Source organism: Rhodoferax bucti (assembly GCF_005876985.1).
Classification (GTDB): Bacteria; Pseudomonadota; Gammaproteobacteria; order Burkholderiales; family Burkholderiaceae_C; genus Allorhodoferax; species Allorhodoferax bucti.
In genome coordinates this window covers 835,925-862,021 of record NZ_VAHD01000001.1, presented here as the reverse complement: position 1 = coordinate 862,021, position 26,097 = coordinate 835,925, and the positions used below count along the sequence as shown (strand labels likewise).

29 protein-coding genes are annotated in these 26,097 nt (G+C 64.3%); 16 read left to right on the top strand and 13 right to left on the bottom strand.

Features of this window, described 5'->3' with window-relative positions:
• Window positions 1–7 precede the first annotated feature (7 nt).
• The 3 genes from FDM28_RS04140 to FDM28_RS04130 are packed head-to-tail and all read left to right on the top strand — an operon-like array spanning window position 8 to window position 1,266.
• Entirely contained in the window at window positions 8–490 is a 483-nt protein-coding gene (locus FDM28_RS04140; protein WP_138513300.1) for a cupredoxin domain-containing protein, read from the top strand.
• A complete protein-coding gene (locus tag FDM28_RS04135; protein WP_138513298.1) occupies window positions 490–945 on the top strand; it encodes a DUF411 domain-containing protein in 456 nt (151 codons plus the stop codon). The genes FDM28_RS04140 and FDM28_RS04135 overlap by 1 nt, the downstream gene beginning before the upstream one ends.
• A 12-nt stretch (window positions 946–957) precedes the next feature.
• Entirely contained in the window at window positions 958–1,266 is a 309-nt protein-coding gene (locus FDM28_RS04130; protein ID WP_138513296.1) for a copper-binding protein, read from the top strand.
• Window positions 1,267–1,279: 13 nt separating this feature from the next.
• Here FDM28_RS04130 and FDM28_RS04125 read toward each other — a convergent pair whose 3' ends face one another.
• Genes FDM28_RS04125 through FDM28_RS04115 form a run of 3 tightly spaced genes read right to left on the bottom strand, consistent with a single transcriptional unit; the run spans window position 1,280 to window position 4,093 of the window.
• The gene (locus FDM28_RS04125; RefSeq protein ID WP_138513294.1) at window positions 1,280–2,539 is read right to left on the bottom strand and encodes an MFS transporter; all 1,260 of its coding nucleotides are present in this window, start codon (window positions 2,537–2,539) and stop codon (window positions 1,280–1,282) included.
• On the bottom strand, window positions 2,536–3,171 hold the full coding sequence (locus tag FDM28_RS04120; RefSeq protein ID WP_138513292.1) for a DUF599 family protein: 636 nt from the start codon (window positions 3,169–3,171) through the stop codon (window positions 2,536–2,538). Before FDM28_RS04120 ends, FDM28_RS04125 begins: the two co-directional genes overlap by 4 nt.
• A gap of 13 nt (window positions 3,172–3,184) precedes the next feature.
• Entirely contained in the window at window positions 3,185–4,093 is a 909-nt protein-coding gene (locus FDM28_RS04115) for an MBL fold metallo-hydrolase (protein ID WP_138513291.1), read from the bottom strand.
• Window positions 4,094–4,202: 109 nt separating this feature from the next.
• Between FDM28_RS04115 and FDM28_RS04110 the strand changes: the two genes are divergently transcribed.
• From FDM28_RS04110 to FDM28_RS04095, 4 genes are read left to right on the top strand one after another with little or no spacing between them, the layout of a single operon-like run.
• Window positions 4,203–4,547 (top strand): ArsR/SmtB family transcription factor, encoded by a 345-nt coding sequence (locus tag FDM28_RS04110; RefSeq protein WP_138513289.1) that lies wholly within the window; start codon window positions 4,203–4,205, stop codon window positions 4,545–4,547.
• Between the two features lie 25 nt (window positions 4,548–4,572).
• The gene (locus tag FDM28_RS04105) at window positions 4,573–5,004 is read left to right on the top strand and encodes a YeeE/YedE family protein (protein ID WP_138513287.1); all 432 of its coding nucleotides are present in this window, start codon (window positions 4,573–4,575) and stop codon (window positions 5,002–5,004) included.
• A gap of 30 nt (window positions 5,005–5,034) precedes the next feature.
• Entirely contained in the window at window positions 5,035–5,487 is a 453-nt protein-coding gene (locus FDM28_RS04100; protein ID WP_138513285.1) for a YeeE/YedE family protein, read from the top strand.
• A 7-nt stretch (window positions 5,488–5,494) separates the two neighbouring features.
• The gene (locus FDM28_RS04095; protein WP_138513283.1) at window positions 5,495–5,842 is read left to right on the top strand and encodes a protein tyrosine phosphatase family protein; all 348 of its coding nucleotides are present in this window, start codon (window positions 5,495–5,497) and stop codon (window positions 5,840–5,842) included.
• Window positions 5,843–5,973: 131 nt separating this feature from the next.
• On the opposite strand, the gene FDM28_RS04090 is transcribed toward FDM28_RS04095, so the two are convergent.
• Window positions 5,974–6,504: an Rrf2 family transcriptional regulator gene (locus FDM28_RS04090; RefSeq protein WP_138513281.1), complete on the bottom strand. Its 531-nt coding sequence runs from the start codon at window positions 6,502–6,504 to the stop codon at window positions 5,974–5,976.
• 133 nt (window positions 6,505–6,637) lie between these two features.
• Here FDM28_RS04090 and nhaR point away from each other — a divergent pair, with 133 nt between their 5' ends.
• The 7 genes from nhaR (at window position 6,638) to FDM28_RS04055 (ending at window position 13,013) form a co-directional block, all read left to right on the top strand.
• The gene (gene nhaR, locus FDM28_RS04085; protein ID WP_138513279.1) at window positions 6,638–7,531 is read left to right on the top strand and encodes a transcriptional activator NhaR; all 894 of its coding nucleotides are present in this window, start codon (window positions 6,638–6,640) and stop codon (window positions 7,529–7,531) included.
• A gap of 70 nt (window positions 7,532–7,601) precedes the next feature.
• Entirely contained in the window at window positions 7,602–8,072 is a 471-nt protein-coding gene (locus FDM28_RS04080; protein ID WP_138513277.1) for a hypothetical protein, read from the top strand.
• Window positions 8,073–8,086: 14 nt separating this feature from the next.
• Entirely contained in the window at window positions 8,087–8,923 is an 837-nt protein-coding gene (locus FDM28_RS04075) for a MipA/OmpV family protein (RefSeq protein WP_138513275.1), read from the top strand.
• A gap of 156 nt (window positions 8,924–9,079) precedes the next feature.
• Window positions 9,080–10,081: a sulfate ABC transporter substrate-binding protein gene (locus FDM28_RS04070; RefSeq protein WP_138513273.1), complete on the top strand. Its 1,002-nt coding sequence runs from the start codon at window positions 9,080–9,082 to the stop codon at window positions 10,079–10,081.
• Window positions 10,082–10,924 carry a sulfate ABC transporter permease subunit CysT gene (gene cysT, locus FDM28_RS04065; RefSeq protein ID WP_138513271.1) on the top strand — a complete coding sequence of 281 codons (843 nt, stop codon included), beginning with the start codon at window positions 10,082–10,084 and terminating at the stop codon, window positions 10,922–10,924.
• Complete coding sequence (cysW, locus tag FDM28_RS04060) at window positions 10,921–11,898, top strand: sulfate ABC transporter permease subunit CysW (RefSeq protein ID WP_138513268.1); 978 nt, start codon at window positions 10,921–10,923, stop codon at window positions 11,896–11,898. Before cysT ends, cysW begins: the two co-directional genes overlap by 4 nt.
• 23 nt (window positions 11,899–11,921) lie before the next feature.
• Window positions 11,922–13,013: a sulfate/molybdate ABC transporter ATP-binding protein gene (locus FDM28_RS04055; RefSeq protein WP_138513266.1), complete on the top strand. Its 1,092-nt coding sequence runs from the start codon at window positions 11,922–11,924 to the stop codon at window positions 13,011–13,013.
• Between the two features lie 17 nt (window positions 13,014–13,030).
• Here the strand turns inward: FDM28_RS04055 and FDM28_RS04050 are convergent, their stop codons facing one another.
• The 6 genes from FDM28_RS04050 to FDM28_RS04025 all read right to left on the bottom strand — a co-directional run bounded on the left by FDM28_RS04050 (window position 13,031) and on the right by FDM28_RS04025 (window position 18,864).
• Window positions 13,031–13,705: a FecR family protein gene (locus FDM28_RS04050; protein WP_138513264.1), complete on the bottom strand. Its 675-nt coding sequence runs from the start codon at window positions 13,703–13,705 to the stop codon at window positions 13,031–13,033.
• An 8-nt stretch (window positions 13,706–13,713) separates the two neighbouring features.
• Window positions 13,714–14,109, bottom strand: coding sequence for a hypothetical protein (locus FDM28_RS04045; RefSeq protein ID WP_138513262.1), 396 nt, complete (start codon window positions 14,107–14,109; stop codon window positions 13,714–13,716).
• An 83-nt stretch (window positions 14,110–14,192) separates the two neighbouring features.
• Window positions 14,193–16,133 carry a caspase family protein gene (locus tag FDM28_RS04040; protein ID WP_138513260.1) on the bottom strand — a complete coding sequence of 647 codons (1,941 nt, stop codon included), beginning with the start codon at window positions 16,131–16,133 and terminating at the stop codon, window positions 14,193–14,195.
• On the bottom strand, window positions 16,130–17,836 hold the full coding sequence (locus FDM28_RS04035) for a CHASE2 domain-containing protein (RefSeq protein WP_138513258.1): 1,707 nt from the start codon (window positions 17,834–17,836) through the stop codon (window positions 16,130–16,132). The genes FDM28_RS04040 and FDM28_RS04035 overlap by 4 nt, the downstream gene beginning before the upstream one ends.
• Window positions 17,837–17,851: 15 nt before the next feature.
• The gene (locus tag FDM28_RS04030; RefSeq protein ID WP_206021908.1) at window positions 17,852–18,358 is read right to left on the bottom strand and encodes an OmpA family protein; all 507 of its coding nucleotides are present in this window, start codon (window positions 18,356–18,358) and stop codon (window positions 17,852–17,854) included.
• A gap of 11 nt (window positions 18,359–18,369) precedes the next feature.
• Window positions 18,370–18,864 (bottom strand): hypothetical protein, encoded by a 495-nt coding sequence (locus FDM28_RS04025; protein ID WP_138513256.1) that lies wholly within the window; start codon window positions 18,862–18,864, stop codon window positions 18,370–18,372.
• Between the two features lie 170 nt (window positions 18,865–19,034).
• On the opposite strand from FDM28_RS04025, the gene FDM28_RS04020 reads away from it, so the two are divergent.
• The gene (locus FDM28_RS04020) at window positions 19,035–21,971 is read left to right on the top strand and encodes a CHAT domain-containing protein (RefSeq protein ID WP_138513254.1); all 2,937 of its coding nucleotides are present in this window, start codon (window positions 19,035–19,037) and stop codon (window positions 21,969–21,971) included.
• An 83-nt stretch (window positions 21,972–22,054) separates the two neighbouring features.
• Here the strand turns inward: FDM28_RS04020 and FDM28_RS04015 are convergent, their stop codons facing one another.
• Complete coding sequence (locus FDM28_RS04015; RefSeq protein ID WP_138513252.1) at window positions 22,055–22,972, bottom strand: LysR family transcriptional regulator; 918 nt, start codon at window positions 22,970–22,972, stop codon at window positions 22,055–22,057.
• Between the two features lie 79 nt (window positions 22,973–23,051).
• Between FDM28_RS04015 and FDM28_RS04010 the strand changes: the two genes are divergently transcribed.
• Complete coding sequence (locus tag FDM28_RS04010) at window positions 23,052–24,113, top strand: Gfo/Idh/MocA family protein (RefSeq protein WP_138513250.1); 1,062 nt, start codon at window positions 23,052–23,054, stop codon at window positions 24,111–24,113.
• Between the two features lie 114 nt (window positions 24,114–24,227).
• On the opposite strand, the gene FDM28_RS04005 is transcribed toward FDM28_RS04010, so the two are convergent.
• Entirely contained in the window at window positions 24,228–25,232 is a 1,005-nt protein-coding gene (locus tag FDM28_RS04005; protein ID WP_138513248.1) for a transketolase family protein, read from the bottom strand.
• Window positions 25,229–26,071, bottom strand: coding sequence for a transketolase (locus FDM28_RS04000; protein WP_138513246.1), 843 nt, complete (start codon window positions 26,069–26,071; stop codon window positions 25,229–25,231). The genes FDM28_RS04005 and FDM28_RS04000 overlap by 4 nt, the downstream gene beginning before the upstream one ends.
• Window positions 26,072–26,097 lie beyond the last annotated feature (26 nt).

Sequence of the window (26,097 nt, the reverse complement as noted above, 5' to 3'; positions counted from 1 at the left end):
GACACCCATGAAAAACACTATCAAATTCATAGCTGCTTGCGCATTACTGGCGAGCGCTACCGGCACATTTGCTGCAGGAAACCACGCCGGTGGCCACGGCCATAGCCTGGCCGCCATCGGCAAGCCCGGTGTCGCCGCCAAAGTGAGCCGCACGGTGCAAATCGACATGAGCGACGCCATGCGCTTCACGCCCTCCACCGTGACGGTGCGCAAGGGCGAGACGGTACGCTTTGTCGTCAAAAACTCGGGGCAGCTCAAGCACGAGTTCAACCTCGGTACCGAGAAAGACCTCAAGGCCCACTACGAGATGATGAAGAAATTCCCTGAAATGGAGCACGACGAACCCAACATCGCCAGCGTGGCACCCGGCCAGACCGGCGAGGTCATCTGGCAGTTCACCCAAGCGGGCACCGTGAGCTTTGCCTGCCTGCACCCCGGCCACTATGAGGCCGGCATGAAGGGTGCCGTGAAAGTGGGGGCCGCAAAATGATGACCACACGCCGCACCCTCATCACCTCCTTGGGCGCCGTGCTCGCCCTGCCCGCGTTGGCGGCTAAGCCCCAAGGCACCGCCATGGAAGTCTGGAAAGACCCCAACTGCGGCTGCTGCAAAGACTGGGTGAAGCACCTGGAGCAAGCCGGCTTTGCCGTGCGGGTGTTTGAAAAAGGCAACGAGGCCAAACGCGCCGAGCTCGGCATGCCGCAGGCCCTTGGCTCCTGCCACACCGGCGTGGTAGGCGGTTACGCCATCGAAGGCCATGTGCCGGCCAAAGACATCCAACGCCTGCTGCGCGAAAAGCCGGCCGCCCTGGGCCTGTCGGTGCCCGGCATGCCCATTGGCTCGCCGGGCATGGATGGCGCCATCTACAAGGGTCGCAAAGACCCGTTCGATGTGCTGCTGGTGGCCAAGAATGGCAGCAGCACCGTATTCCAAAGTTACCGGTAAAGGACTGCCGCCATGACCCTGATTACTTCCACCCTGCGCACCGCCGCCACCGTGGCCGCCCTGCTGGCCAGCTGTGTCGCGGGCGCGCAGCCTGCCCAGCCGCTGGCCCAAGGCGAAATCCGCAAGATCGACAAGGCCGCCGGCAAAGTGACGATCAAGCACGGCGACATCCCGTCCATCGAGATGCCGCCCATGACCATGGTCTTCACCGTGAAAGACCCCGCCTTGCTGGAAGGCGCCAAGGCGGGCGACAAAGTCCGCTTCGATGTGGTGCAAGACAGCGGCAAGCTGGTGCTCATACGCATGGAGCCGGATCGCTAAGGGCGCAATCCGCTCACGGTGCCCGCGCCCGGCGCGCCAAGGCCTGGTGGCTTTCTTCCCCGCAGACCAGCAAGCAGGCACCGGATGCGCCCATGGCAGCCGCCACGGCCCAAAACGCCGGCTCCAGTTGCCCCGAGAAGTGCGCCACCGCGCCCAGGAGCAGCGCGCCCACGCCGTAGCCCAGGTCGCGCCAGAAGCGGTAAATGCCAATGGCGCTGCCCCGCCACGCCGGATCGGCCAAGTCCGCCACGGCGGCCGACAGATTGGGGTACAGCAAGGCCATGCCCAGCCCGGTGACTGCGGCCGACGCCAGCCACCACACCGCACCGTGGCCGCTCACCATCAGCGCCACCCCGGCACCGCACAGCCACATGCCGCCCACATTGAGCCCGTGCCGGCCCAGGCGGTCGGACAAGCGGCCGGTGCCCAGCTGCGCCACGCCCCACACCAAGCCATACACGCCGGTGACCCCGCCCACCTCGGGCAAAGTCAGCCCCTCGCGGTGGAGGTACACCGGCACAAACACCCACACCAGGGCATCGACAAACTTTTCCACCAAGCCGGCCTGGCTCAGAGCCATGAGCCGCAGGTCGCCCCCACTCATGCGCCAGAACACGGCGCGGGTGCTGAGCACCACCTGCGGTGTTGCGGCCGCGGCCGGCGCAGTGAGGCTGCGCGCCCAGGGCAAGGTTTCGTGCACCGCATAGCGCGCCAGCAGCAACGCGCTCACGGTGGTGAGGCCGCCAAACAGCATCAGGGCGGGGCGCACGCCCCATGTGGCGGCCAGGCTGGCGGTGGCCATACCCGCGAGCGCCACGCCGGCGTAGCCGGCAAACTCGTTGAGGCCCAGGGTGAGGCCGCGCTCTTCCGGGCGGGTGAGGTCGAGCTGGGCGGTTTGCGTCATCGACCACGTCAGGCCCTGGTTCACCCCCAGCAGCACGGTGGCGGCCACCACCCAGCCCCAGCTGGGTGCGAAGCCCATCATCCACGGCATGGGCAGGGCGAGCCACCAGCCCCACTCCAGCACCGCACGCCTGCCGTAGCGCTCGGAGAGGCGGCCGGCCAAAAAATTCATCCCTGCCTTGACCAGCCCGAAGGCCACCACAAACGAGCTCAGCAGCAAAAAAGAGCCTCGGGGCACACCAAAATCCGCCTCCGCCATGACCGGAATCACGGTGCGCGTCATGCCGAGGGTGAGGCCCACCTGAAACACCTGCAGCAGTTGCAGGCCGAATTGCTGGGCGTTGGGGCGGATGCCCCACCGCCGTGTCATGCCGGCGCCAGAGGCTGGGTGGGGCGCTCCATCCAGCCCACGGCCAACAGCAGTACCAGCGCCAACACCGGCCCGGCCGACGCCCAGGCCAGTCCCGCCAAAAACGGCGTCACCCACACCAGGCTGCGCAGGCCCACGCTGTAGAGCACACCGGCGTGGCGCAGGTGTTGGCGGCCCGTGTCCATCCACCGCACCCGCGCTGCCGAACCCACCGGCATGGCGCACACAAAACCGGCATGGTGGTAGTAGCGGATCGACAAGGTAGTGCTCACCAGCGTCACCACCAGGAGCAGCAAGACCATCACTTCACCGGCCAAGGCCGGGGTGAGCGCAGGGCTGCCTGCCGCCTCCGACAGGGCGCGCAGGGCAGGCGCAGCGAAACCGAGCGCCCCCATCAACCCAAGGGCGGCGGTGGAGGCAGTCATGGTGGCGGTCATCACCGAGTTGCGCAGGGTTTGCACCGCCAGCACCTCGGTGCCGGGCTGGGCGGACATGGCGTCCAGCCAGTCGTGCCGCAGCCGGCCATGCACCCGCCAGGCGGGGCCACGGGCCAGCACGGCGAGGTACAGCGCATAGATGAGCAGCAGCGCGGCCGTGGCGCCCCAAGCCCACCAGAGAGCGAGCGTGTTCATGGCAGCGCCCGCCTTACAGGGCGTTGAGCGGCACCCGCAGGTAGGACACGCCGTTGTTGTCGGGCGGCGGCAGGTCGCCGGCGCGGATGTTGATTTGCACCGAGGGCAGGATGAGTGTGGGCATGGCCAGGCCGGCGTCGCGCGCGCTGCGCATGGCCACAAAGGCCTGCTCGCTCACGCCATCGCGGATGTGGATGTTGGCCGCGCGCTGGGCCGCCACCGTGCTCTCCCACGCGGCTTCGCGGCCTTCGGGCGGGTAGTCGTGGCACATGTAGAGGCGGGTGTCCGCCGGCATGGCGAGCAGCGACTGCACGCTGCGATACAGGGTGTTGGCATTGCCGCCGGGGAAGTCGCAGCGGGCGGTGCCCACGTCGGGCATGAACAAGGTGTCGCCCACGAACACCGCATCAGGCTCGCCGCCACCATCCACCTTGAAGGCCATGCAGGCGGGTGTGTGGCCGGGCACCGCCAGCGCTTGGGCGTGCAGGCTGCCGATGGCAAAGGTCTCATCCGGCGCAAACAGGTGGTCGAACTGGCTGCCATCGGGGTAGAACTCGGGCTCCAGATTGAAGATGCCTTTGAACACGTTTTGCACCTGGGTGATGGCCGCGCCTATCGCAATGCGACCGCCCAAATGCTTGCGCAGGTAGTGCGCCGCCGACAGGTGGTCGGCATGGGCATGGGTTTCCAGAATCCACTGCACGCGCAAGCCCTGCTCTTTCACAAAAGCCATCAACGCATCGGCTGACGTGGTGCTGGTGCGGCCGGCTTTGGGGTCGTAGTCGAGCACCGAGTCGACGATGGCGCACTGGCCGCCGGCATGGTCATAGACCACGTAGCTCACGGTCCAGGTGGCGGGGTCAAAAAAGGCTTTGATCTGCGGGGTGGCAGACGACAGGGGGGTGGCAGTGGAAGCGGTCATCGAAAACTCCTTGTAAAGGTCGTTGTATCAATTGCGATGAAGATAGTTTATTGACTTATATATTGTTTGTCAATAAACTATCGGCATTGAATGTGAAAAGGAGCCTGCCATGCCAGCCGACATTGCCACCCCCTCTCCCGCCACGCTGGACCTGGACCAGCTGCGCCGCGCTGCGGACGCCGCCTGCCGCCTGATGAAAGTCATGTCCAACCCCGACCGCCTGCTGCTGCTGTGCCAGCTCAGCCAAGGCGAAAAGCGGGTGGGCGAACTCGAAGAGCTGGTGGGCATTGCCCAGCCTACCCTGTCGCAACAGCTGGGCGTGCTGCGGGAAGAAGGCCTGGTGACCACCCGGCGCGAAGGCAAATCCATTTACTACGGCATCGACAGCCCGCAGGCCATGGCGGTCATGAGCGTTCTCTACAACCAGTACTGCGAAGCCTCTGGCACCGAGTAAGCACTAACATTTTTAGGAGAAAACTATGCACATCGATTGGAACCATTTCACCCCCTGGGCGTCGCTGCTCGGCGGCATCCTGCTCGGGCTCTCCGCCAGCCTGTTTATTTTGGTGAATGGCCGCATTCTGGGCATCAGCGGCATCGTGGGCGGCCTGCTCATGCCACGCGGTGGAGATGCGGCCTGGCGCCTGGCGTTTGTACTGGGTCTGGTGATCGCGCCCGCGGTGTACGCATTGGTAGGCGGCCCGGTGCCGGCCACGGTCGATGCCGGCTGGGCCACGCTGATCGTGGCCGGCCTGCTGGTGGGCGTAGGCACCCGCTACGGCGCGGGCTGCACCAGCGGCCATGGCGTGTGCGGTTTGTCCCGCCTGTCACCACGTTCCTTGGTCGCCACCCTGTCCTTCATGGGCGCGGGCTTCGCGGTTGTGTTTGTCATTCGCCACTTGCTGGCTTGAATAGAGCCCTTTACCTCTGGAGCTACTGCTATGAAAAACGCTTTTCACCACCACCGCCTGGCCGAATTCGGCGTGGGCTTGCTCTTCGGCGTGGGCCTGATCCTGGCCGGCATGACCGACCCGTCCAAGGTTCTGGGCTTTCTGGACTTGGCCGGCTTGTGGGACCCCTCGCTCGCCTTCGTCATGGGCGGCGCCATTCTGGTGAGCCTGGGCGCCTTCGCCCTGGCCAAGAAACGTACGACCAGCTTTCTGGGCGGGGCCATGCACTTGCCGACCAGCCGCAACATCGACAAACGCCTGGTGATCGGCAGCCTGCTCTTCGGCGCGGGCTGGGGCCTGGCGGGCTTTTGCCCCGGCCCGGCGCTCGTGTCTTTGGGCACCGGCAACCCCAAGGCCGTGGTGTTTGTGCTGGCCATGCTGGCGGGCATGGCCTTGTTTGAAGTGCTGGAGCGCCGCCCCGCTACACTCGCCCCCAAAGGATGAACCCGCCATGAGCCTGCCCGTACGTTCCGTCACCCCCGAGTTCTATGTCGCCGCACAGCTGGCGCCGGCTGACATGGCCGCTGCCGCTGCCATGGGCTTCAAAACCGTGATCTGCAACCGCCCCGATATGGAAGGTGGCGCCGAGCAACCCGCCAGCAGCAGCATGCAAGCGGCCGCCGAGGCCGCCGGCTTGCACTACGTGTACTTGCCCGTGGTGGCCGGCTCCATCACCCCCGAGCAAGCCGTGGCCATGAAACAGGCATTGGACGCCGCCCAACAACCCGTGCTGGCGTTTTGCCGCTCGGGCGCCCGCTCCACCCAGCTGTTCATGCTGGCGCAGCAAAGTGCCACCTGACCCACGCTTTTTGTACGCCACAAACAAAAGGGCTGCCAGCATTGCCGGCAGCCCTTTTTGCTATGGTTTCAGGAGCTACTCGCGCACAACTACCGTGCGCTAGCGGCCGATTAGGCTCTTAAATCTCGGTATCAACGACCGCTGTTGAACGAAAACGCCTGCCCCAAGGCAAACACCGAGTTCGGGGCCGTAGTGCGCACCGGCGCCAAAGGCTTGAGCTTTTGAAGCACACCCTTTTTGGCCACTTTGCGCTCTTTCACCGCAAAGCCCTTGGCGCGCTGTTCTTCAGCCAGGCTGCGCAAAGTGATGGTGCGCATGTGCGCCACCACGGTGCTTTGCAGAGCTGCCCACAGGTCGCGGGTCATGTCCTGCGCGCTCTGCGAGGTTTCGCGGCTGGACTCTTCTTTTTCTTCAATGGCGCCAATGATGTCGGCCACGGTGATGCTGTCGCCCCGGAAGCCCAGGGAATAACCGCCGCCGGGGCCACGGGTGCTCTCTACCAGACCGTGCTGGCGCAGCTTGGCGAACACCTGCTCCAGGTACGACAGCGAAATGCGGTGCCGCACAGCGATGTCCTGCAAAGGCACCGGCTGGCCGCTTTCGCGCAGGGCCAGGTCAATCATGGCGGTGATGGCAAAACGTCCGCGGGTACTGAGTCGCATACAAGGTCTCCTTTGGTGAACGACTGATAGACCTGTACTGTAAGGATGGTTATGCTTCGCGTAAATTCGAATTTTGTAAATTTTTAATTCGTTTTTTTCGCAGTATTTCAGTTTGTTTCAGTCGGGGCCGCGCATGAACTTCAAGCACCTTCACTACTTTTGGGTCACCGCCAAGGCCGGCGGCATCATGCGCGCGGGCGAGCAGCTGCACACCACGCCCCAAACGCTGTCGGGCCAGATCAAGCTGCTGGAAGACTGGCTGGGCCGCAAACTCTTTCAAAAAAGCGGCCGCAAGCTGGAGCTCACCGAAGACGGCCGGCTGGCACTGGGCTATGCCGACCAGATCTTTACCCTGGGCGCCGAGCTGGAAAACGCGGTGCGCCTGCCGCGCGGCAGCAACCGGGTGCTGGACTTCAAGGTGGGCGTGGCCGACTCGGTGACCAAATCCCTCGCCTACCGCCTGCTGGAACCCGCCCTGACGCTGGACGACCCGGTGCGCATGATTTGCAGCGAGGGCAAGTTCCCCGACCTGCTGGCCAAGCTGGCCCTCAACCAGCTGGACCTGGTGATTGCAGACGAGCCCATGTCCAAGCGCATGAGCGTCAAGGCCTTTAACCACGCGCTGGGCAGCACGCCCATGAGCTTCTTTTGCGCGCCCACCCTGCGCAAGACGCTCCAAGGTGATTTCCCCGAATGCCTGAACGATGCGCCGGTGCTCATCCAGGGCGCACAGGCCTCGGTGCGCCAGCAGTGGGAGGGGTGGCTCAGCCGCCACCAGCTGCACCCGCGCACCATCGGCGAGTTTGACGATGGCGCGCTCATGACCGCCTTCGGCCGCAAGGGGCGCGGCGTGTTCATGGCGCCCTCGGTGATGGAGGCCGACATCGTGGAGCAATTCGGTGTGGAGGTGATCGGCCGCAGCGACGAACTGGTGGAGGAGTTTTTTGCCGTCTCGGTGGAGCGGCGCATCACCCACCCCTGCGTGGTGGCGATTACCAAAACCGCGCGGGGCCAATTGTTCAGCTGACCCCGTTCTGTCACCGCCGCGTGGACAATGCGGCCTCACCTCCCCACCGAATCCCCCACTGAAAGACTGCATGTACGACCTGCTCAAACTCCTGCACCTGATTGCCGCCATCGTCTGGATGGGGGGCATGACCTTCATGCTGATCGCCCTGCGCCCTGCCGCCTTGGCGGTCATGGAGGCCCAGCCCCGTGCGGTGCTGATGGCCGCCGTGTGGCAGCGCTTTTTTGTGGCGGTGCTCATCGCGATCGTAGTGCTGCTGGCGACCGGCGGCTACATGTTCGGGGGCACCATGAAGGCCGCCCGCGAAGCCACCGGCCATGGCGTGGTGCCCTTGGGCTGGACCGTGATGACCGCACTGGGCGGGCTGATGTTTTTGATCTTCGGGCACATCTACTTTGCGGGTTTTGCCAAGTTCCGCCGTGCGGTGGCGGCCGCCCAATGGCCTGTCGCCGCCAAGGCAGCGGGGCAGATCCACATGCTGGTGGTCACCAACTTTGCACTGGGCTGGGCCGCGATTGCCGCCGTCAAACTCCTGAACTGAGCCTGCAAACCGCCATGACACGCACCACCCTGCCCCTTCTGGCCGCCGGACTTGCGCTCAGCCTGGGCGCTGCCGCACAAACCCCAAGCACGGACGAAGCCCACCTGCCGCTGTGGGAGCTCGGCGTGTTTGCCGGTGCCGTTTCCACGCCGGCCTACCCCGCGTCCATCGAACGCAGCGGGCTGGTGGCGGTGCTGCCTGTGCTGGTGTACCGCGGCGACATCTTCCGCGCCGAGCGGGGCAATGTGGGTGCGCGGCTGGTACACACCGAAGACACCGAATTCGACATCGGCTTTGCCGCCTCGCTGCCGGCGAGCTCCAACGACATTGCCGCGCGCAACGGCATGCCCGACCTGGGCACCCTGGTGGAGTTCGGCCCCCGGCTCAAAACCGTGCTGGCCCGGCCCAGCCCCCACAGCCAGGTGCGCGTGGAGCTGCCGGTGCGCAGCGTGCTGGAATTGCGCGGCGGTGTGCGCAGCCAGGGCTGGGCCGCCGAGCCCGAGCTGATCTGGGAAACCCGGGCCCCCGGCTCCGCCTGGCGGTTTGCCACCGGCGCCAGCCTGATTTGGGGCGATGCGCAGCTGAACCGCTACTTATACAGCGTACCTACCGAATACGCCACCGCCACCCGCCCTGCCTACGAAGCCGGCAGTGGCCTGATCGCAGCGCGCCTGAGCCTGAGCGCCTCACGCGCACTCACACCGGATGTGCGGGTCTTCGGCTTTGTGCGCAGCGAAAGCTATGCCGGCAATGCCAACACCGCCAGCCCCTTGCACCTGCGCAATACCGGCACGTCAACCGGCATCGGCCTGAACTGGACACTGGGCCGCTCCGAGGCCCGCGCCCGCTAATAACCAAAGAGTGGGCCCAGAACCCCGCAGATAGATTGTTTTTGGCATAAACAAACAACGAACTATTCGTTGTAGTTTGAACGCGGCGTCCCCAGAATCGGGGTTCACCGACTCAACGGCCGCATTCTCGCGGCCCTTTTATTCCCAGGAGCCGATATGAATTTCAAACAAAAAGCCACGCTGGCGCTCGCCGCTGTTGCGCTGACAGCTAGCAATTTGGTAGCAGCCCAAACCACGCTGCTCAATGCCTCGTACGACGTGGCACGCGAGTTTTACAAAGACATCAACACCGCCTTCATTGCCAATTACAAGAAAACCAGTGGCAAGGACCTCAAAATCGACCAGGCCCATGGTGGCTCCAGCGCGCAAGCCCGCGCGGTGAACGATGGCCTGGACGCCGATGTGGTGACCTTCAACACCAGCACCGATGTGGACTTTCTGGCCAGCACCGGTGTGGTGGCCAAAGACTGGACCAAAAAATTCCCGCACAACGCCTCGCCCACCAGCTCCACCATGCTGTTCCTGGTGCGCAACGGCAACCCCAAGGGCATCAAGGATTGGGACGACCTGATCAAGCCCGGCGTACAGGTGGTGGTAGTGAACCCCAAAACCGGCGGTAACGGCCGCATGGCCTACCTGGCCGCCTGGGGCCAGGTGCGCAAAAAAGGCGGCACCGACGCGCAGGCGCTGGACTTTGTGTCCAAGCTCTACAAAAACGTGCCCGTGCTCGCCAAGGGCGGCCGGGATGCGACCACCATCTTTCTGCAGCGCAACATCGGCGACGTGCTGATCACCTTCGAATCTGAAGTGGTGAGCGTGGACAACGAATTCGGTGCCGGCAAGGTGGATGCGGTGCACCCCAGCAGCTCCATCGTGGCTGAGAACCCCGTGGCCATCGTAGAACGCACCGTGGCGAAAAAGGGCACGGCCGACGTGGCCAAGGCCTACCTGAACTTCCTCTACTCCGATGAGGGCCAGGAGATCGCCGCCAAGCACGCCATCCGCCCCACCAACGCAGCCATCCTCAAGAAGTACAGCAACGTGTTCAAGCCCATCAGCCTGTTCCGCGTGGAAGACTACTTCGGCTCTTTCAGCGAGGCGCAAAAAGTGCACTTCAACGATGGCGGCCAGTTCGACAAGCTCTACACCGTGAAGTAAATGACGACTGCAAAACGTGCCCCCAAGCGGGTGCTGCCGGGCTTCAATCTCACGCTGGGTTTCACGCTGTTTTATCTCAGCGTGATCGTGCTGATCCCGCTCTCGGCCCTGCTGTTCAAAACCTTCAACCTGACCTGGGAGCAGTTCGTCGCCGCCGTCACCAGCCCGCGGGTGCTGGCCTCTTACCGGCTGACCTTTGGCGCCTCCTTTCTGGCGGCGCTGGTCAATTCGGTGTTCGGCCTGCTGGTGGCCTGGGTCCTGGTGCGCTACCAGTTCCCCGGCAAAAAGATCGTGGATGCGCTGGTGGACCTGCCGTTTGCCCTGCCCACGGCGGTGGCCGGCATTTCGCTCACCGCGCTCCTGGCCAGCAATGGCTGGATCGGCAGCCTGCTGGAGCCTTATGGCATCCAGCTCGCCTTCAACCGCAACGGGGTGGTGATCGCCCTGATCTTCATCGGCCTGCCCTTTGTGGTGCGCACGGTGCAGCCGGTGCTGGAAGACGCCGAAAAAGAGCTGGAAGAAGCCGCCACCTGCCTGGGCGCCACGCGCTGGCAGACCTTTCGCTTCGTTATTTTCCCGACCATCGCGCCTGCGCTGCTCACCGGTTTTGCGATGGCGTTTGCCCGCGCCATCGGTGAATACGGTTCGGTCATTTTTATCGCCGGCAACATGCCCATGGTGTCTGAAATCACGCCCCTCATCATCATCGGCAAGCTGGAGCAATATGACTACGCAGGCGCCACGGCGGTCGCGGTCGTCATGCTGAGCTTCTCGTTCCTCATGCTATTTGTCATCAACTCGCTGCAGTCCTGGCAGCGCAAGCGCGGAGGAGCCCAGTCATGAGCGGCGCCAATTCCCGCCCGAACACCGCCGGGCCGTCCCAAGGTGTGAGCACCCCCTCGGGGGGCAGCGCAGTACGCAAAGCGACAAGCGTGGGGGCTCGAGATGTCCGGCGTGCCAAGGCCGGCACCACCGAGCCCGCTTGGGTGAAGTGGACGCTGATCGGCATTGCGCTGGTGTTCATCTTTTTGTTCCTGATCCTGCCGCTGGCGGCGGTGTTCACCGAAGCCTTGCGCAAAGGGTTCGACGCCTTTCTGGAAGCCTTCAAAGAGCCGGACGCATGGAGCGCCATCAAGCTGACGCTGATTACGGCGGCCATTGCCGTGCCACTGAACCTGGTGTTCGGCGTGGCGGCGGCCTGGGCCATTGCCAAATACGAGTTCCGCGGCAAGGCCTTTTTGACCACGCTGGTGGACCTGCCCTTCTCGGTGTCACCGGTGGTGGCGGGCTTGATTTATGTGCTGCTGTTCGGCGCCCACGGCTGGTTCGGCCCTTGGCTGCAGGCGCACGATGTGAAGATCATCTTCGCCGTGCCCGGCATCGTGCTGGCCACCATCTTTGTGACCTTCCCCTTCGTGGCGCGGGAGCTGATTCCGCTGATGCAGGCGCAGGGCACCGACGAAGAACAGGCGGCCCAGGTGCTGGGTGCCAGCGGCTGGCAGACCTTCTGGCATGTGACGCTACCCAACATCAAGTGGGGCTTGATCTACGGCGTCATCTTGTGCAACGCGCGCGCCATGGGTGAGTTCGGTGCGGTGTCGGTGGTGTCGGGCCACATCCGCGGCCAGACCAACACCATGCCCCTGCACGTGGAGATTTTGTACAACGAATACCAGTCGGTAGCCGCCTTTGCCATTGCCTCGCTGCTGGCGCTGCTGGCGCTGGTCACCCTGGTCATCAAATCTTTTGTGGAGTGGCAGTTTGAGCGCGACCAGAAGGTAGCCGCCGAACTTCCGCCCGAGCGCCCCACGGCCTGAACCCCCGAATTGAGAAAACCATCATGAGCATTGCAATCCGCAACGTCAGCAAAGACTTCGGCAGCTTCAAGGCGCTGCAGGACGTGAACCTGGACATCGAATCCGGCGAACTCGTCGCCCTGCTCGGCCCCTCCGGCTGCGGCAAAACCACCCTGCTGCGCATCATTGCCGGGCTGGAAACGGCCGACCAAGGCAACATCCTCTTCAGCGGCGAAGACACCACCGACGTGCATGTGCGCGAGCGCAACGTGGGCTTTGTGTTTCAGCACTACGCGTTGTTCCGCCACATGACCGTGTTTGACAACGTGGCCTTCGGCCTGCGCATGAAACCACGCGCCCTGCGCCCTTCAGAAGCCGTCATCAAGCAAAAGGTGCATGAACTGCTGGGTCTCGTACAGCTGGACTGGCTGGCCGACCGCTACCCCGCGCAGCTCTCCGGCGGGCAACGCCAGCGTATCGCCCTGGCCCGCGCTCTGGCGGTGGAGCCCAAAGTGCTGCTGCTGGACGAGCCCTTCGGCGCGCTGGATGCCAAGGTGCGTAAAGAGCTGCGCCGCTGGTTGCGCCGCCTCCACGACGACTTGCATGTGACCAGTATCTTCGTGACCCACGACCAGGAAGAGGCCCTGGAAGTGGCCGACCGCGTGGTGCTGATGAACAGCGGCAAAGTCGAGCAAATCGGCTCCCCCCAGCAGGTGTGGGACCACCCCGCCAGCCCGTTTGTCTACGGTTTCCTGGGTGATGTGAACCTGTTCCACGGCCGTGCCCACGAGGGCGAAATGCTGATCGGCGAAGACCACCACGGCGTGCGTCTGGACAGCCCTGAACACAGCGAAGCGCAGAACGCCAAAGCCTTTGCCTATGTGCGCCCCCACGACCTGGATGTGCAGCCCTACAAGGCCGGCCAGCCTGCAGGCGGCATCGTCGCCAAGCTGGTGCGCGCCATTGTGGTCGGCCCGATTGCCCGCCTGGAGCTGCTGCCCGAAGACCGCAGCGCAGCGGGCAGCGGCGACATCATCGAAGCCCAGATCGGCGCCCAGGAATACAAAGCGCTTGATCTGAAGGACGGCGACACCGTGGTGCTGACGCCGCGCAAAGCGCGGGTGTTTACCGCCTAAAAAGTAGCCCGCGCGGGCTACTTCATCAACGCGTCCAGGCCGGACTTTTTAAAGATACCTGCCAAGCCCTGCAGTTTGCGACCTGCAGGGCGTTTGACGCCGCCCTCACCTTTGGGCGTCAGGTCAGGTTCGCCGCCAAAGGCCTGCTCGCCACGCTCCACATCCAGCACCGTGCCATCCAATGCCTGCAACACCGCAGCGCCTTGGTTGACTTGCAAATAGGTGCCAGTAGGCGCATCCGGCTGCGCGTCTTTGGACACCGCAATGTCCAGGTCGGTACCGCGAATGCCGATCGTGGCCGTGTCGGTCTCAAAAGCCACCCGGTGGCGGGCAGCCCCCACGCCGGTGATGTAACGCAATCCGCCTTGCACCAAGCGGATGGCTTTGCGGCGCTTGCTCACCGGCCCGCGCTCGCGCAAGGTGGTGAAGCGCACGGCCGAATCCGCCCGCACCAGCATGCGGGCGCCGTTGTCAAAGCGCAGCAAGGTCTCGCCGCCAGCAGCGGTGTGCAACACATCTTCTTCCTGCAACTGCATGCCGGCCACCACGGGTAAGGTTTTGTCACCACGCTCCAGACTCAAATTGCCTTGGGCCAGCACCACTCGAGCCGCCTGGGCAGAGCCCATCAGAGTCATGCAAGCTACAAAAATGGTTGCCGCCATGCGCGGCTTGGCTTGAAAGGGTTTGCTCACCACGGTGCTCACTCCACTTCCAAACGCAGTTCGCGCTCAGCCACCCGCTGTTTGACGTCCTGAATCTGCAAGGTGAGCCGGTGCTTGCCCGGGGGGATTTGGGCGTTTTCCAGAGTGAAGCCCTCTTTGCTGATCTTGACGTACTTGGCAATGCGGTTGGTGATGTCTAGCTTCAAGGCGCCGTACATCACCTTGAAAGTGGCGGGGTCGATGTCGGCATCGCTTTGGGCCTTGAACTGCACCGCAATCGCAAAGGGCGCTTTGACCTTCATATCGGCCGTTGGCTCGGGCTTCAAAATGTCAATCACCGGCACCACGGATCGGGGGCGCAAGGCAGGCTCTTCATTGAAGGCCGGAGCACCTTCGAACGATTGCGCCTCCTCCGACGTGACCAACCAGACCATGGGTGCCTGAGCCCAACCAGATACGGCGCCAAACGCTATACAAACAATAGCAGTACGACGCAAATATTTTCTGAAAATCGATGTCATTTCACTTCCTCCACCGCCACCATGGCAGCACCATAAGCATCTGAACATGCGGAGTTTTGCACACGGGTCGCGGCATTCTGGCACTGGGTGGTATCGGCCAAGCGCGCACTGCTCAAGAGCGCACCGAGCTGGGCCCGCCCTTGGGCATCGTTGAGTGAGCTGACAAATGGCCCGGCCTTGTTGGCCGCCAGGGCGCTCAAGTCGCGGGGCGCGTCGCTCACCATCACCATCACGTGGTCGGTACCCACCGGGCCGCCGGCCGTCACGCGCCAGTTGGGCCGTGGCAGCACCAGCTTTTGGCCGGCTTTGATGTGGTTATTGCCATCCAGCGCGTTGGGGAACAGCATGTACACCGCCTGGTTGTCCGACCCCGCCAAGGCAATATAGACGTAGCCATCGCGGTCGGACTGCACCGTCAGGTCCAGGGCGTCTTTGCCGATGCGCAGAGAGGCTTGGCCCAGGCTGACCTGCACATTGCGTTTGGCATCGCGCTGGTCAAACATCTGGCGCAAGGCCTGCTCGCCGGTGAGAGGCGGAGGCACTGGTGCAGGCGTAGCGGCCACGACGGCTACCGGCGCTGCCGGAGAAGAAGCGATCACGGAAGGTACAGGAGCAGCCACCACGGCTGCAGGAGCTGCCACCGGCACACTGACAACGGGAGCCGCACTGATCTGGCTGAACCAAGCCGGCACAAAGTCGGCATTGCCATTGAGCACCAGGTTGTGGGGCTTGTAGTTGGTGTCATTGGCCATGCGCTTGTTGATTTTTTCCTGCGCACAGATACGGATTTCTTCCATGGAAATCGCGCCGGACCGGTCCAAGTCCTTGGCATCGCGCAACATGCAATCGCGCATGTACTGGGTGGCCAAGCCGCCTTTGAGCTCGTCATCGAAACTGATTTCGTTGTCCCGCGAGGCACTCACGTGAATGATGTCTTGCGGCAATGCGCCTGTGCTTTGCGCCTCCACCACCAGGTTGCGGGTTTTGACGTTCACCGGGCGGCCGCATGCATCCGAAATGCTGGCGAACTTGGGTCGGAGCACACCCACGTCGTTGATGTTGCTAAAACCACGGGTGCGCACGCTGGAGGCGGCCTGCACCACGCCCCCAGAGTGGCAGGCGTCGTACATCACGAACAGCTTGTCGGTCTTGTTGGTCATGGGCTTGAGCAGGCTCGCCACTTCGCGGTTGGTGAGCGTGCCACTCTGGCCACCGTCGTAGGCCAGCAAGGCTTCTACGCAGCCACCGGCCGCAGGATCGTTGTAGCGGGTGCCGTGGCCGGAGAAATGGATGAACACGCGATCCCCGTCTTGCACCTTGTTGGTCAGCTCGCGCAGTGCGTTGCGAATGTTGTCGCCGGTGGCCTGGTCGTCCTGCAAATACTGGATGTTGCTGGCAGGCACTTGCATGGCGCGTGCCATTTGGGTGGCGGACTCTTTGTCGATACGCGCGCCGGGCAAGGGCGGCGTGGCGGCATCGGCGTAGCGGCTGATGCCGATGATCAGGGCATGGCGGTTGGAGCGCGCGGGCAGGCTGCGTACCCCCAAGGTCAGCGCCGTGTTGCCCGCACTCTCGCGCCCGCTGGACAGGCCCGACGCCGCCGAGCTACCGGCTTGTAAATTGACCGTGCTGGCCCGCACCCAACCTGTGAGGGCAGGCGCCGCTTTGTCGGCCGCTGGCGCTTCCACCAAGGCCCAACCCCCCTCCACACTCAGCAAGCGCAGGGGTGCACCGGCGCTCACAGCACGCAGCACCGGGGCGGAGCCCAGCTTGTCGGACCGCAACTCGGTCGCGCGCACGGCAGTCAAGGCCTGGCCCGGCGCAGTGCCGGGTGCCAGCTGGGCCTGCGCGGGTGGGCCCAGCGCCGCACCCAAAGTCAGCGCACAGGCAATGTGCCATGCGGCACCCGGCCTGCGACGTGCAGGTAATTGATTCATGGTGTCCTCCCCGGAACGTTGTAAGTGATAGAAATCGTATCCCCGGCAGCATCCCACTGCGCCCACGCACGATAGGCACACTGCGCCAAGTGCAAACGGCCCGCCGCAGTTGCAAAAAACAAAGCTGCGCCATTGGGGGCGCTAACCTCCACCGGCTCGCCACTGCGCTGTACCAGGCGCCGCAGGGCGGGCGTCAGCTGCGGCAAGGCGCTACGCAAGGCATCGGGCGGCCCCACCAGAGCCGCGTTGCGGGCCAACTCCGGCCAGCGCAGCGTAGCGGGCCAGGCAATGTGGGCGTCACACACCAGCACCCGGCAGGCGGGGGCGTGGCGCTCTACGGCATCTATCAAGCGATCCAGCTCGCCCTCCAGCCAAGCGCTATCGCGCTGCAAGGGCCACAACAAAAGCGGGCCTTGGGCCGGCGGTGTGCACCAATGCACCCGGCGCAAAGTGCTCCAAAACCGCAGCACTGCCAAAAACACCAGCGCCAGTGCGGCGGACAAATGCAAGTCCACAAACACCGGGCCCCCATTCAGGCTCAAATAACTCAACCCCAGCAAAGACACCGGCAACACCAGCAAGGCGGGCGCGAGGGAAGCCACGCTTTTGAACTGCACCCACAGGGCCAAGGCGATGCACAGGGCAATCGCCAAACACGCCTGCAAGCTGCGCGGCAGCTCGCGCAGGTGGCGCTGGTTCAAGGCGTTGTCCAACACCGCCGCCAGTGAATCCACACCGGCTTGCATGTTGGACAGCGGCGTGGGGTGAATATCGTGCAAGCTGGGCGCAGTGGAACCGATGATGACCACCTTGCCCGCAAACGACGGTACCGGCGCCAGAGGCTTGCCCCCGTCTGCAATGGCGAACACATCGGCAAACGCCACATGCGGATACGCATCGGCGCGCCGGGGCCAGACAATGAGCTCGCCTTTGGCGTTATTTACGGCGCTAGCCTCCGTAACGTATGCGCCAGCCGCTTCTTTATTGATAGCAGACAGCACACTCATGGGCAGCGACTGCAAAGCGCTTCCATCGCGCAGCGGCTCAATGTAGCGGTAGCGGCGCAGCACGCCATCCGCATCCACATACCCGTTGTTGTAGCCCAGGCGGCCATTCGCAATCGCGGGCAAGGCGGGGGGAATCAGCGCCACGGTGGCAGCGGGCCCGGCATCCGCCGGAACGTTGCGCAAAGCATTCAAGGGCTGCGGCAACCACAGGCCCGGCAGGGCGGCTTGGCCCAGCTCGCTGTGCGCGTCATTGACCTGGGGCAGGCGCACCACCGAGTAGTGGCTGTGCGTGCTGCGTGCGGCCGCTTGGTCAAACGCCGCGTCACCACCGGGGCTCAGGCGGTCTGCATCGGAAAACAGCACATCCCACACGACCGCGGCCGGTTGCTGCTGCTCAATATGCGCCAGCACCGTGGCCAGGGTGTCGCGCGGCCAGGGCCAGCGCCCGAACTCCGCGCCCATGCGTGCGAGCGAGGCCTCGTCAATATCCACCACCACCAGGCGGGGGTCGGGGGCGGGCGCCAGCACGCGGGCACGCACCATGGCGTCATAGGTGGACTGGGTCAGCCCGCCGGTGACCTGGAGCACCAACACATCCAGCAGCACCCACAGCGAAAACACCAGCACCAAACCCCACGTGACCCGCCGCGCCGGCAGAGCGCCGATACGGCGGCTGATGCGGTCCCACAAGCCCATGGCGTAGCGACAGGCTCAGTCCAGGTTCACGATGCGGACGCGGCGGTTTTCAGCCGCCAGGGGGTCTTCACGGTTGGCCAGCTCAGTGGCGCCTTTGCCGGCCGGCAACAAGCGCTCTTCCGCCACACCATGGGCCTTGAGCACCCGCACCACCGCTTGAGCGCGCTGGGCGCTGAGTTGCAGGTTGTAGTCATCGCGGCCCTTGGCATCGGTATGCCCTTCCACCGCAAACCGGCTGCGTACCAACTCGGGCGACTGCAGGGCCTGCGACAGCGTGACCAAAGCCTGCTGGCTCTGCGGGCTGACACGGGCAGAGTTGAAATCGAATTGAATCAACAAAGACAAGGAGGGGCGCACCGCCTCTGCCTCGGTGGCTTCCACATTCAAATTGCGCAGGCTGCGGGTGCGCACGGGCGCTTTGAGCTGCTGCACCATCTGGTCTGCGCTAGGCGTGGGCACCTGTGCCGGGGCAGTAGATACGAGGCCGCCAAGCACCAGGCTGAGAATCACAAAACGTCGCATACCGGCCTCGCTTATTTACGGTGGGGAACAAAAACCAGTTGGTCAATCACCGAGCCCGCTTGCTCGTCCGCCTTGAGCACGATGCTGACGTCGTAAGCCTGCGCGGGTTTGACCAAGCTGCTGGCCGATGCGGCATTGGCCAGGCGCGAGGCATTCCACACCGCGCTGATGGCGCTGAGTAGCAAAAACGGGTCCTTGGGCGTCACGCTGCCCGGCGGGGGCACCACCTTCACCTTGCCGCCACCCGCCTCCACGCTGGCCATCCAGCGCTGCAGGCGTTCGGGCATGGCACTAGGAGGCACCCGGTCGTAAAACATCACTTGCACCTTGGGCAGCTGCGATGCCAGGGCGCCGGAGAGCTCGCGGTCAAAGCTTTGCAAGTCCACAAATTGCAATTCCGGCTTGGCTACAGGCGCGGTGGCAGAGGCTGCAGGCGGAGGGGTTTGGCAGCCAGCCAACGTCAACGCCAGTAGAAGTGCCACAGCGTGGCGAATGCGATGTTTCATAGATGTGGATGGTTCAAATGCGCGGCCATCTTGCCCTGCGCGGATGGTGCCAGTTTATCGAGGCAAAAAACCAACAATTGCTAAACTTGCACGAAATTTGCCTGAAATGTTAAATCAGGTTAGCGCCACAGAGGGATATTCGTGTGAAGGCATTCTTGAAGATCGGAAGCTTGGTCCTCACCGTCCTGCTGAGCCACACGGGGGCATGGGCGCAATCCGACGATATTGCCGATGCCTTTAACAAAGCCACGCCCGAGGAAATGGCGAAACTCAGGGCCATTTTGGACAAGCCATTGCCCCCTAGTGCCAACGAAGGCACCGTGCGCAAGCTCCTCAATGAAAAGCAGGCCGCCGCCCGCCGCTTGTCCGACCAGGCGGCCGAAGAGGTAGTCATGCGCGAGGCGGTTAAAGCGCTGCCCAACAACAGCTCATACAAGCACAACCTGGCCATGCGCTTGTACGAGCGTGGTGGCGCCGAACAGGAAGCCAACGAACTGATGCGCCAGAGCATTGCCGGAGCCGATGAAGTCGCAGCGGCCTTTCGCACCGCCAACTTTGCCTGCAAGTGGCTCGACCAGAACAACCCGCAAGAAGCCGCCCGGCTGGTGGAAGATGCGAAAGCCAAAATCCAGCACGCCAACGCCACCCCGCGGGAGGCGGCGGCACAGATCGACCTGTCGCGCGCCAGCCGCCAGACCCAGGTGTGCACTTACCGGCTCGCACTGCGTGCAGGCAACACCCAGCAGGCTATCGATGCGGCCGTGCAGGCGGTGGCCGCAGCGCGCCAATCCGAGGCGGTGTTGCAGACCATGGCGTCGCCCTCGGCCACCATGTCTATCTTTGTGCGGCAAGAGATGGCGGGCACGCTGTCCACCCTGCTACAGGCCTACCGCAATGCCGGCCGGCTGAACGATGCCGAGCAAACGCTGAAGCAAGTCATCGCCTATTCCAAGGAGCAGCGCCTGCCACCGCGCATGCTGAGCACGATTTACAGCAACGCCGCCAGCCTGCGTTTTTCGCAGCGCGAGTTCACCCAGGCGGAGGCGCTGTACCGCAAAGCGGACGAGATGCTGGCCCGCATCGGCGACCCCGAAACCAGTCTGGACCGTGCCCACGCCGGCCGCTCGCTGATGACCTGCTTGCTAGCCCAATCGAAATGGAAAGAGGCGCTGACAGAGCGCCAACGCTTGGACAAACTGGCAGAGACCACGCCCAAGCTCAAGGGCCATGTGAACTACAACTTCGACAACGGCGTGCTGTACTTTGGCAACCGGCAGTACCCCAAAGCGGCTGGCTTGTTCGCCACGGCGGCCAACTTCAACCGCACCACCTTGGGCGAGAGCCATTTCAGCACGGCCGAATCCCAAGGCATGCAAGGCGCCGCGCTCTGGCGCGCCGGGGGTGCGACCAACCAAGCGGCTGCACTGCCTCTGCTCAAAGCCGCAGTGCAGGCTTACATGCTGCCCGCCAATGCAGACTACCTGGAAAACATCGGCATGCGCAAAGAGCGGCGCGAAGACATCTTTGCCGCCTACCTCGATGCGCTCGCCCTCACCCCCGGCGAAGACCCCAGCCAAGCCATGGGCGCGGCCGACTGGGTACGGGGCGGTGTAGTGCAAGACGCACTGAACGACGCAGCGGTACGGGCCGCCGTGCGCACCCCCGCCCTCGCCCAACTGGTGCGGCGCGAGCAAGACTTGAAGCTGGAAATTACAGGCCTGCGCAACGCCCTGAGCGACGATGCGGGGCAAGCCCTGTCCCAAGCCCGCGACAAAATTGCCGCCTTGGAGCGGGACCGGCTGCAACTGCAATCCGACATCAAAGCCGCCATGCCGGAGTACGACCGGCTGGTGCACCCCTCAGCCCCCTCCATCCAAGACATTGCGAGCAGGCTGGACAGCAAGCAAGCCGTGTTGCTGCTCCTGCCCACGCCTCAAGCCGTGTACGTGTGGGCGCTCAGCGCCGACCGGCCCGCAGCATTTGTGCGGGCCAATATGAGTGACAGCAGCGTCAAAGCGCTGGTCAAGCGCTTGCGCCTGCAGCTGGACTTTGCCGCGCCCGAAGGCGCCGGCACCCGCTTTGACAGCGACGCCGCCTACCAGCTCTACAGCACCTTGCTCGCACCCGTGGCCCCGGCCTGGAAGGGCAAGACGCAGCTCATCGTGGCAGCGGGCGGCGTTTTAGGACAAATCCCCTTCGGCCTGCTACACACCCAGGCCGGCGCAGGCTTTGACAGCAAAGCCCCGTGGCTGATCCGCGACGCCGCCATTGCCCACGTGCCCAGTCTGTCGGCCTGGCTGGCCATCAAATCGCTGGGCCAGGGCGCGGTGGCCAACCAGAACTTTGCGGCGTGGGGCGACCCCGCATTCCGCGCCCAAGCCGTGGCAAATGGCAATAAAAACGCCACCCGCAGCCAAACGTCCAAAACCGCGGCGGACCTGGCGCTGGACCTGGACGCACTGGCTGTGCCCTCGGCCTCCGGCCTGCGCTACGCCGACATTCCCGCCCTGCCCGAGACCCGCGACGAACTGCTGGCGATTGCCAAAACGCTGAAGTCCGACCCCAACAAGGATGTGTACCTGGGCACCCGTGCCACGCGTGACAGCGTGTTGGCGGCCAGCCGAGACGGCAGCTTGCAGAACAAGCGTGTCATCGCCTTTGCCACCCACGGACTCATGGCCGGCGACCTGCCCAACCTCACCCAACCGGCGCTGGCGCTGGCCGCCACCGACAACGCGGCGCAAAACCCGCTGGCCCCGTTGCTCACGCTGGAAGATGTGCTCTCGCTCAAGCTCAACGCCGATTGGGTGGTGCTGTCCGCCTGCAACACCGCCTCTGGCGACGGCCGGGGCGAAGAAGCCCTGAGTGGCCTCGCGCGCGGCTTCTTTTACGCGGGCAGTCGCAGCCTGTTGGTCACCCACTGGGCGGTGGAGAGTGAGTCTGCCAAGCTGCTGACCACCAACACCTTTGCCCACTACGCCGCCAACCCCCAAGCCCCCAAAGCAGAAAGCCTGCGCCAGGCCATGCTCAAGGTCATGGCCATCCCCAAATACGCCCACCCCGCGTTCTGGGCGCCGTATGCCTTGGTGGGCGACAGCGGGCGCTAAAGAGCGTTAAGCGCCACCCACCGCTTGCTATCAAAACAAGAGCTGCTAGCGCACACGCCACCTGCGCTAGCGGCTCTTTTCACTTATAAATCCAGCGCAAACTCCCCCGCCGTCAACTGCTCGCGCACATAGTTCAGGCAGACCTGCAGCTTGGTCGAGAGGTGCGAGCGCACCGGGGTGACCGCGTAGATGTCTGCGGGCTGTCGGTACTGCGGCAGCACCGGGGCCAAGGCGCCTTCGCGCAGGGACTGGGCCACATCCCAGCGCGAAAGCAGCGCAATGCCCAAGCCCTGGCGGGCCCAGTGGTGGATGGCGTCGCTCTGGTTGGAGCCCAGCGTGCCTGAGAGCTGCAGCGACTCCGGGCCCTGCAGCCCCTCCAGCCGCAGCACCGAAAACGGCTGGTCGCGGTCGCGAAACATCAGGCATTCATGGCCGGCCAGGCCTTGCAAGGTGTGCGGCACGCCCCGCGCGGCCAGGTAGGCCGGCGAAGCGCACAGCACGCGGGCGCTGCTGGCGATCTTGTGCGCTACCAGATGCGGCTCTTGCACTTCGCCCACGCGGATGTCGAGGTCAAAGTTCTCGGCAATCAGGTCGACCCGGCGGTCCACCATCTCCAGCCACACCTGCAAGCCGGGGTGCTGCTGGCGCAGCCGCGCCAGGATGGGCGCAATGTGCAGGCTGCCCAGCCGGTGGCTGGTGCTGACCTTGAGGCTGCCGGCCAGCGTGTTGCGCGACTGGGCCACCTCCTGGTCCAGCGCCTCGGCGGCTTCCAGCACCTTGCAGGCCCAGGTGTAGACCGTCTCGCCCTGCGCGGTAATGCTCACCTTGCGGGTGGTGCGCAAAAACAGTGGGCTGCCCAAGGCCTTCTCCAAATGCGCCACCCGCTTGGTGACGTAGGCCACCGAAATGCCCAAGTCCACCGCCGCTGCGCTAAAGCTGCCGCGCCGTGCCACCGCGCACAGCACGCGCAAATCAATCAGTTCCCACGCCGGTTTGGCCATGCATTGTTTTCCTTTTGGAAAAAGTGATTCCATTCAACTGCATATTGTTAATTAAAGTGCATGCTTCGATCATGCGTGGATGACTACTTCTTCTGCATCCCCCACCCGCATCGCCATTGCCGGCGCCGGCCTCATTGGTCAGGCCCATATCGCTACGCTGGCCCAGCGGCCCGAGCTGCGCCTGAGCGCTCTGGTAGACCCCTCGCCCGCCGCTGCGACAGTCGCCGAGCGCGCTGGCGTGCCCCTGTACCGCACACTGGACGAGTTGCTCGCCCACGACCGGCCCGACGGCCTGGTGCTGGCCACCCCCAACGCCCTGCACGTGCCCCAGGCCCTGCAGTGCGTGGCGGAGGGCCTGCCCATCCTGCTGGAAAAACCGATTGCCACCACGGTGGCCGAGGGCCGCACGCTGGTAGACGCGGTGGAGCGCACCGGTGCGCGCGTGCTGATCGGCCACCACCGGGCGCACAGCCCCATCATGGCCAAGGCGCGCGAGGTGGTGCAAAGCGGCCAGCTCGGCCGGCTGGTGGCGGTCATGGGCAGCGCCACCTTTTACAAGCCCGACCACTACTTTGCCGAAGCGCCCTGGCGCACCCAGCCGGGCGGCGGGCCGGTGCTGATCAACATGATCCACGAGGTGCACAACCTGCGCATGCTGTGCGGCGACATCAGCGCGGTGCAAGCCATCAGCTCCAACGCAGTGCGTGGTCATGCGGTGGAAGACACGGTAGTCATCAGCCTGCGCTTTGCCAGCGGCGCGCTGGGCACGTTTTTGCTGTCCGACACCGCGGCCTGCCCGCGCAGCTGGGAACAGACCTCGCAAGAAAACAAGGCCTACACCAGCTATGAAGACGAAGACTGCTACGTGCTCACCGGCACGCGCGGCAGCCTCTCGGTGCCCACTATGCGCCTCAAGACCTACCCGAGTGCAGCGGACAGCTCGTGGTGGAAACCGTTTGACTGCAGCGTGGTGCCCATGACGCGGCAAGACCCGCTGCTGCTGCAAATGGCCCACTTCGGCGCGGTGGTGCGCGGCGAAGTCGCACCCTTGGTGAGCGCCCGCGACGGCCTGCACAACCTGCAAGTGACCGAGGCGATTGTGGAGGCCGCACGCAGCAGGCGGCTGGTGGAGCTGGGCTGAAGCCCACAAAGCAAAGGGCGCCTCAAGCGCCCTTTTTTGCTATGAAATAAGGAGCTACTTGCGCATATTTCACGCGCGCAAGCAGCTCTTTTTATACCTAACCGCAATAGACCATCAGGCCAGCCAAGCCTTGATACGGCTGGACAACACGCTGGTGCTGATGCCGTAACGGTCGTGCAGCGTGGGCAAAGCACCGGCATCCAGGTAGGCGTCCGGCAAGCCTGCCAGGCGGAAGCGCGCGGGCTGCACGCCGTTTTGCAGCAGGCTGCTGGACACCGCTTCACCCAGGCCCCCGATGACCGAGTGGTTCTCCGCCACCACCACCAGACGTGGCTTGGCGCCCACTTCGGCGAGGATGGTGGCCTCGTCCAGCGGCTTGATGGTCGGGCAGTGCAACACGGCCACGCCAATGTTGTCAGCCTTCAGCTTCTGCGCCACTTCGAGCGCACGCATGGTCATGAAACCGCTGGAGATGATGAGCACCTCGTTGCCATCCACCAGGCGCTTGGCCTTGCCGAGTTCAAACTGGTAGTCGTACTCGTCCAGCACCAGAGGCACGTTGCCGCGCAGCAGGCGCATGTACACCGGGCCGTTGTGCGCGGCCATTTGCGGCACGGCCTGCTCGATGTCCAGCGCGTCGCAGGGGTCGAGGATGGTGAGGCCGGGGATGCCACGCATCATGGCCAGGTCTTCGGTGGCCTGGTGGCTGGGGCCATAGCCGGTGGTCAGGCCGGGCAGCGCGCAGCACATCTTGACGTTGAGGTTTTCCTCGGCGATGACCTGGTGGATGAAGTCATAGGCGCGGCGGGTGCCGAACACCGCGTAAGTGGTGGCAAACGGGATCAGGCCTTCCTTGGCCATGCCGCCCGCAGCACCCATGAGCAGCTGCTCGGCCATGCCCATCTGAAAGTAACGCTCGGGGTAGGCCTGGGCAAAGAGGTGCAGGTCGGTGTATTTGCCCAGGTCGGCCGTCATGCCCACGATCTCGGGGCGGTTCGCGGCCAGCTCCACCAGGGCCTTGCCAAAGGGCGCGGCCTTCACGCGCTGGCCTTCGCCTGCGATGGAGGCGATCATGGCCGAGGTGGTAAGGCGGGGTTTCTTTTCAACGACGGTGTTCATGCGGCAGCTCCTTCGGGTGCAGATTGGTCCAGGATGGCGAGGGCCTGCTGCCACTCGGGCGGGTCCACGCGGATGAAGTGGTTCTTGTCGCGCGTCTCCAGAAAAGGCACGCCCTTGCCCATCAGGGTGTTGAACAGGATCACGCGGGGCTTGGCTTCTTTCAGCGAGCGCGCCATGTCAAAGGCGGCGAGCACGGCGGCCATGTCATTGCCGTCCACGCGCTGCACATGCCAGCCAAAGGCCAGCCACTTGTCGGCCAGCGGCTCAAAGCCCAGCACCTTGCTGCTGGGGCCGTCGGCTTGCTGGTTGTTGATGTCGACCAGGCAGATCAGGTTGTCGAGCTGGTGGTGGGCGGCAGACATGGCCGCCTCCCAGGTGGAGCCTTCGTCCAGCTCGCCGTCGCTCATGGAGTTGTAGACAAAGGCGGGGTTGCGTTTGTGCTTGAGGCCCAGCGCCATGCCCACGCCAATCACCAGGCCCTGGCCCAGCGAGCCCCCCGAGATTTCCATGCCCGGGGTGTAGGCGGCCATGCCGCTCATGGGCAGGCGGCTGTCGTCGCTGCCGTAGGTTTCCAGCTCTTCCTCTGGCACCACACCCGCTTCAATCAGCGCCGCATAGTGGGCAATGGCGTAATGGCCGTGCGAGAGCAGAAAGCGGTCGCGGCCTTCCCAGGTGGGGTCTTCGGGCTTGAGCTTGAGCGCGTGGCCATAGGCCACGGCCAGCACGTCGGCCCAACCCAGGGCCTGGCCAATGTAGCCCTGGCCCTGGACTTCGCCCATGCGCAGGGCGTAGCGGCGGATGCGGTGCGCGCAAGCGCGCAATGAACTGAGATCAGACATGGGGGTTCTCCAATAAATGGGGCAAG

Bases quoted from the DNA above. Each gene is read 5' to 3' on its own strand.
- FDM28_RS04140 (WP_138513300.1), top strand. From the start codon at position 8: ATGAAAAACACTATCAAATTCATAGCTGCTTGCGCATTACTGGCGAGC.
- FDM28_RS04135 (WP_138513298.1), top strand. From the start codon at position 490: ATGACCACACGCCGCACCCTCATCACCTCCTTGGGCGCCGTGCTCGCC.
- FDM28_RS04130 (WP_138513296.1), top strand. From the start codon at position 958: ATGACCCTGATTACTTCCACCCTGCGCACCGCCGCCACCGTGGCCGCC.
- FDM28_RS04125 (WP_138513294.1), bottom strand. From the start codon at position 2,539: ATGACACGGCGGTGGGGCATCCGCCCCAACGCCCAGCAATTCGGCCTG.
- FDM28_RS04120 (WP_138513292.1), bottom strand. From the start codon at position 3,171: ATGAACACGCTCGCTCTCTGGTGGGCTTGGGGCGCCACGGCCGCGCTG.
- FDM28_RS04115 (WP_138513291.1), bottom strand. From the start codon at position 4,093: ATGACCGCTTCCACTGCCACCCCCCTGTCGTCTGCCACCCCGCAGATC.
- FDM28_RS04110 (WP_138513289.1), top strand. From the start codon at position 4,203: ATGCCAGCCGACATTGCCACCCCCTCTCCCGCCACGCTGGACCTGGAC.
- FDM28_RS04105 (WP_138513287.1), top strand. From the start codon at position 4,573: ATGCACATCGATTGGAACCATTTCACCCCCTGGGCGTCGCTGCTCGGC.
- FDM28_RS04100 (WP_138513285.1), top strand. From the start codon at position 5,035: ATGAAAAACGCTTTTCACCACCACCGCCTGGCCGAATTCGGCGTGGGC.
- FDM28_RS04095 (WP_138513283.1), top strand. From the start codon at position 5,495: ATGAGCCTGCCCGTACGTTCCGTCACCCCCGAGTTCTATGTCGCCGCA.
- FDM28_RS04090 (WP_138513281.1), bottom strand. From the start codon at position 6,504: ATGCGACTCAGTACCCGCGGACGTTTTGCCATCACCGCCATGATTGAC.
- nhaR (WP_138513279.1), top strand. From the start codon at position 6,638: ATGAACTTCAAGCACCTTCACTACTTTTGGGTCACCGCCAAGGCCGGC.
- FDM28_RS04080 (WP_138513277.1), top strand. From the start codon at position 7,602: ATGTACGACCTGCTCAAACTCCTGCACCTGATTGCCGCCATCGTCTGG.
- FDM28_RS04075 (WP_138513275.1), top strand. From the start codon at position 8,087: ATGACACGCACCACCCTGCCCCTTCTGGCCGCCGGACTTGCGCTCAGC.
- FDM28_RS04070 (WP_138513273.1), top strand. From the start codon at position 9,080: ATGAATTTCAAACAAAAAGCCACGCTGGCGCTCGCCGCTGTTGCGCTG.
- cysT (WP_138513271.1), top strand. From the start codon at position 10,082: ATGACGACTGCAAAACGTGCCCCCAAGCGGGTGCTGCCGGGCTTCAAT.
- cysW (WP_138513268.1), top strand. From the start codon at position 10,921: ATGAGCGGCGCCAATTCCCGCCCGAACACCGCCGGGCCGTCCCAAGGT.
- FDM28_RS04055 (WP_138513266.1), top strand. From the start codon at position 11,922: ATGAGCATTGCAATCCGCAACGTCAGCAAAGACTTCGGCAGCTTCAAG.
- FDM28_RS04045 (WP_138513262.1), bottom strand. From the start codon at position 14,109: ATGGTCTGGTTGGTCACGTCGGAGGAGGCGCAATCGTTCGAAGGTGCT.
- FDM28_RS04040 (WP_138513260.1), bottom strand. From the start codon at position 16,133: ATGAATCAATTACCTGCACGTCGCAGGCCGGGTGCCGCATGGCACATT.
- FDM28_RS04035 (WP_138513258.1), bottom strand. From the start codon at position 17,836: ATGGGCTTGTGGGACCGCATCAGCCGCCGTATCGGCGCTCTGCCGGCG.
- FDM28_RS04030 (WP_206021908.1), bottom strand. From the start codon at position 18,358: ATGCGACGTTTTGTGATTCTCAGCCTGGTGCTTGGCGGCCTCGTATCT.
- FDM28_RS04025 (WP_138513256.1), bottom strand. From the start codon at position 18,864: ATGAAACATCGCATTCGCCACGCTGTGGCACTTCTACTGGCGTTGACG.
- FDM28_RS04015 (WP_138513252.1), bottom strand. From the start codon at position 22,972: ATGGCCAAACCGGCGTGGGAACTGATTGATTTGCGCGTGCTGTGCGCG.
- FDM28_RS04010 (WP_138513250.1), top strand. From the start codon at position 23,052: ATGACTACTTCTTCTGCATCCCCCACCCGCATCGCCATTGCCGGCGCC.
- FDM28_RS04005 (WP_138513248.1), bottom strand. From the start codon at position 25,232: ATGAACACCGTCGTTGAAAAGAAACCCCGCCTTACCACCTCGGCCATG.
- FDM28_RS04000 (WP_138513246.1), bottom strand. From the start codon at position 26,071: ATGTCTGATCTCAGTTCATTGCGCGCTTGCGCGCACCGCATCCGCCGC.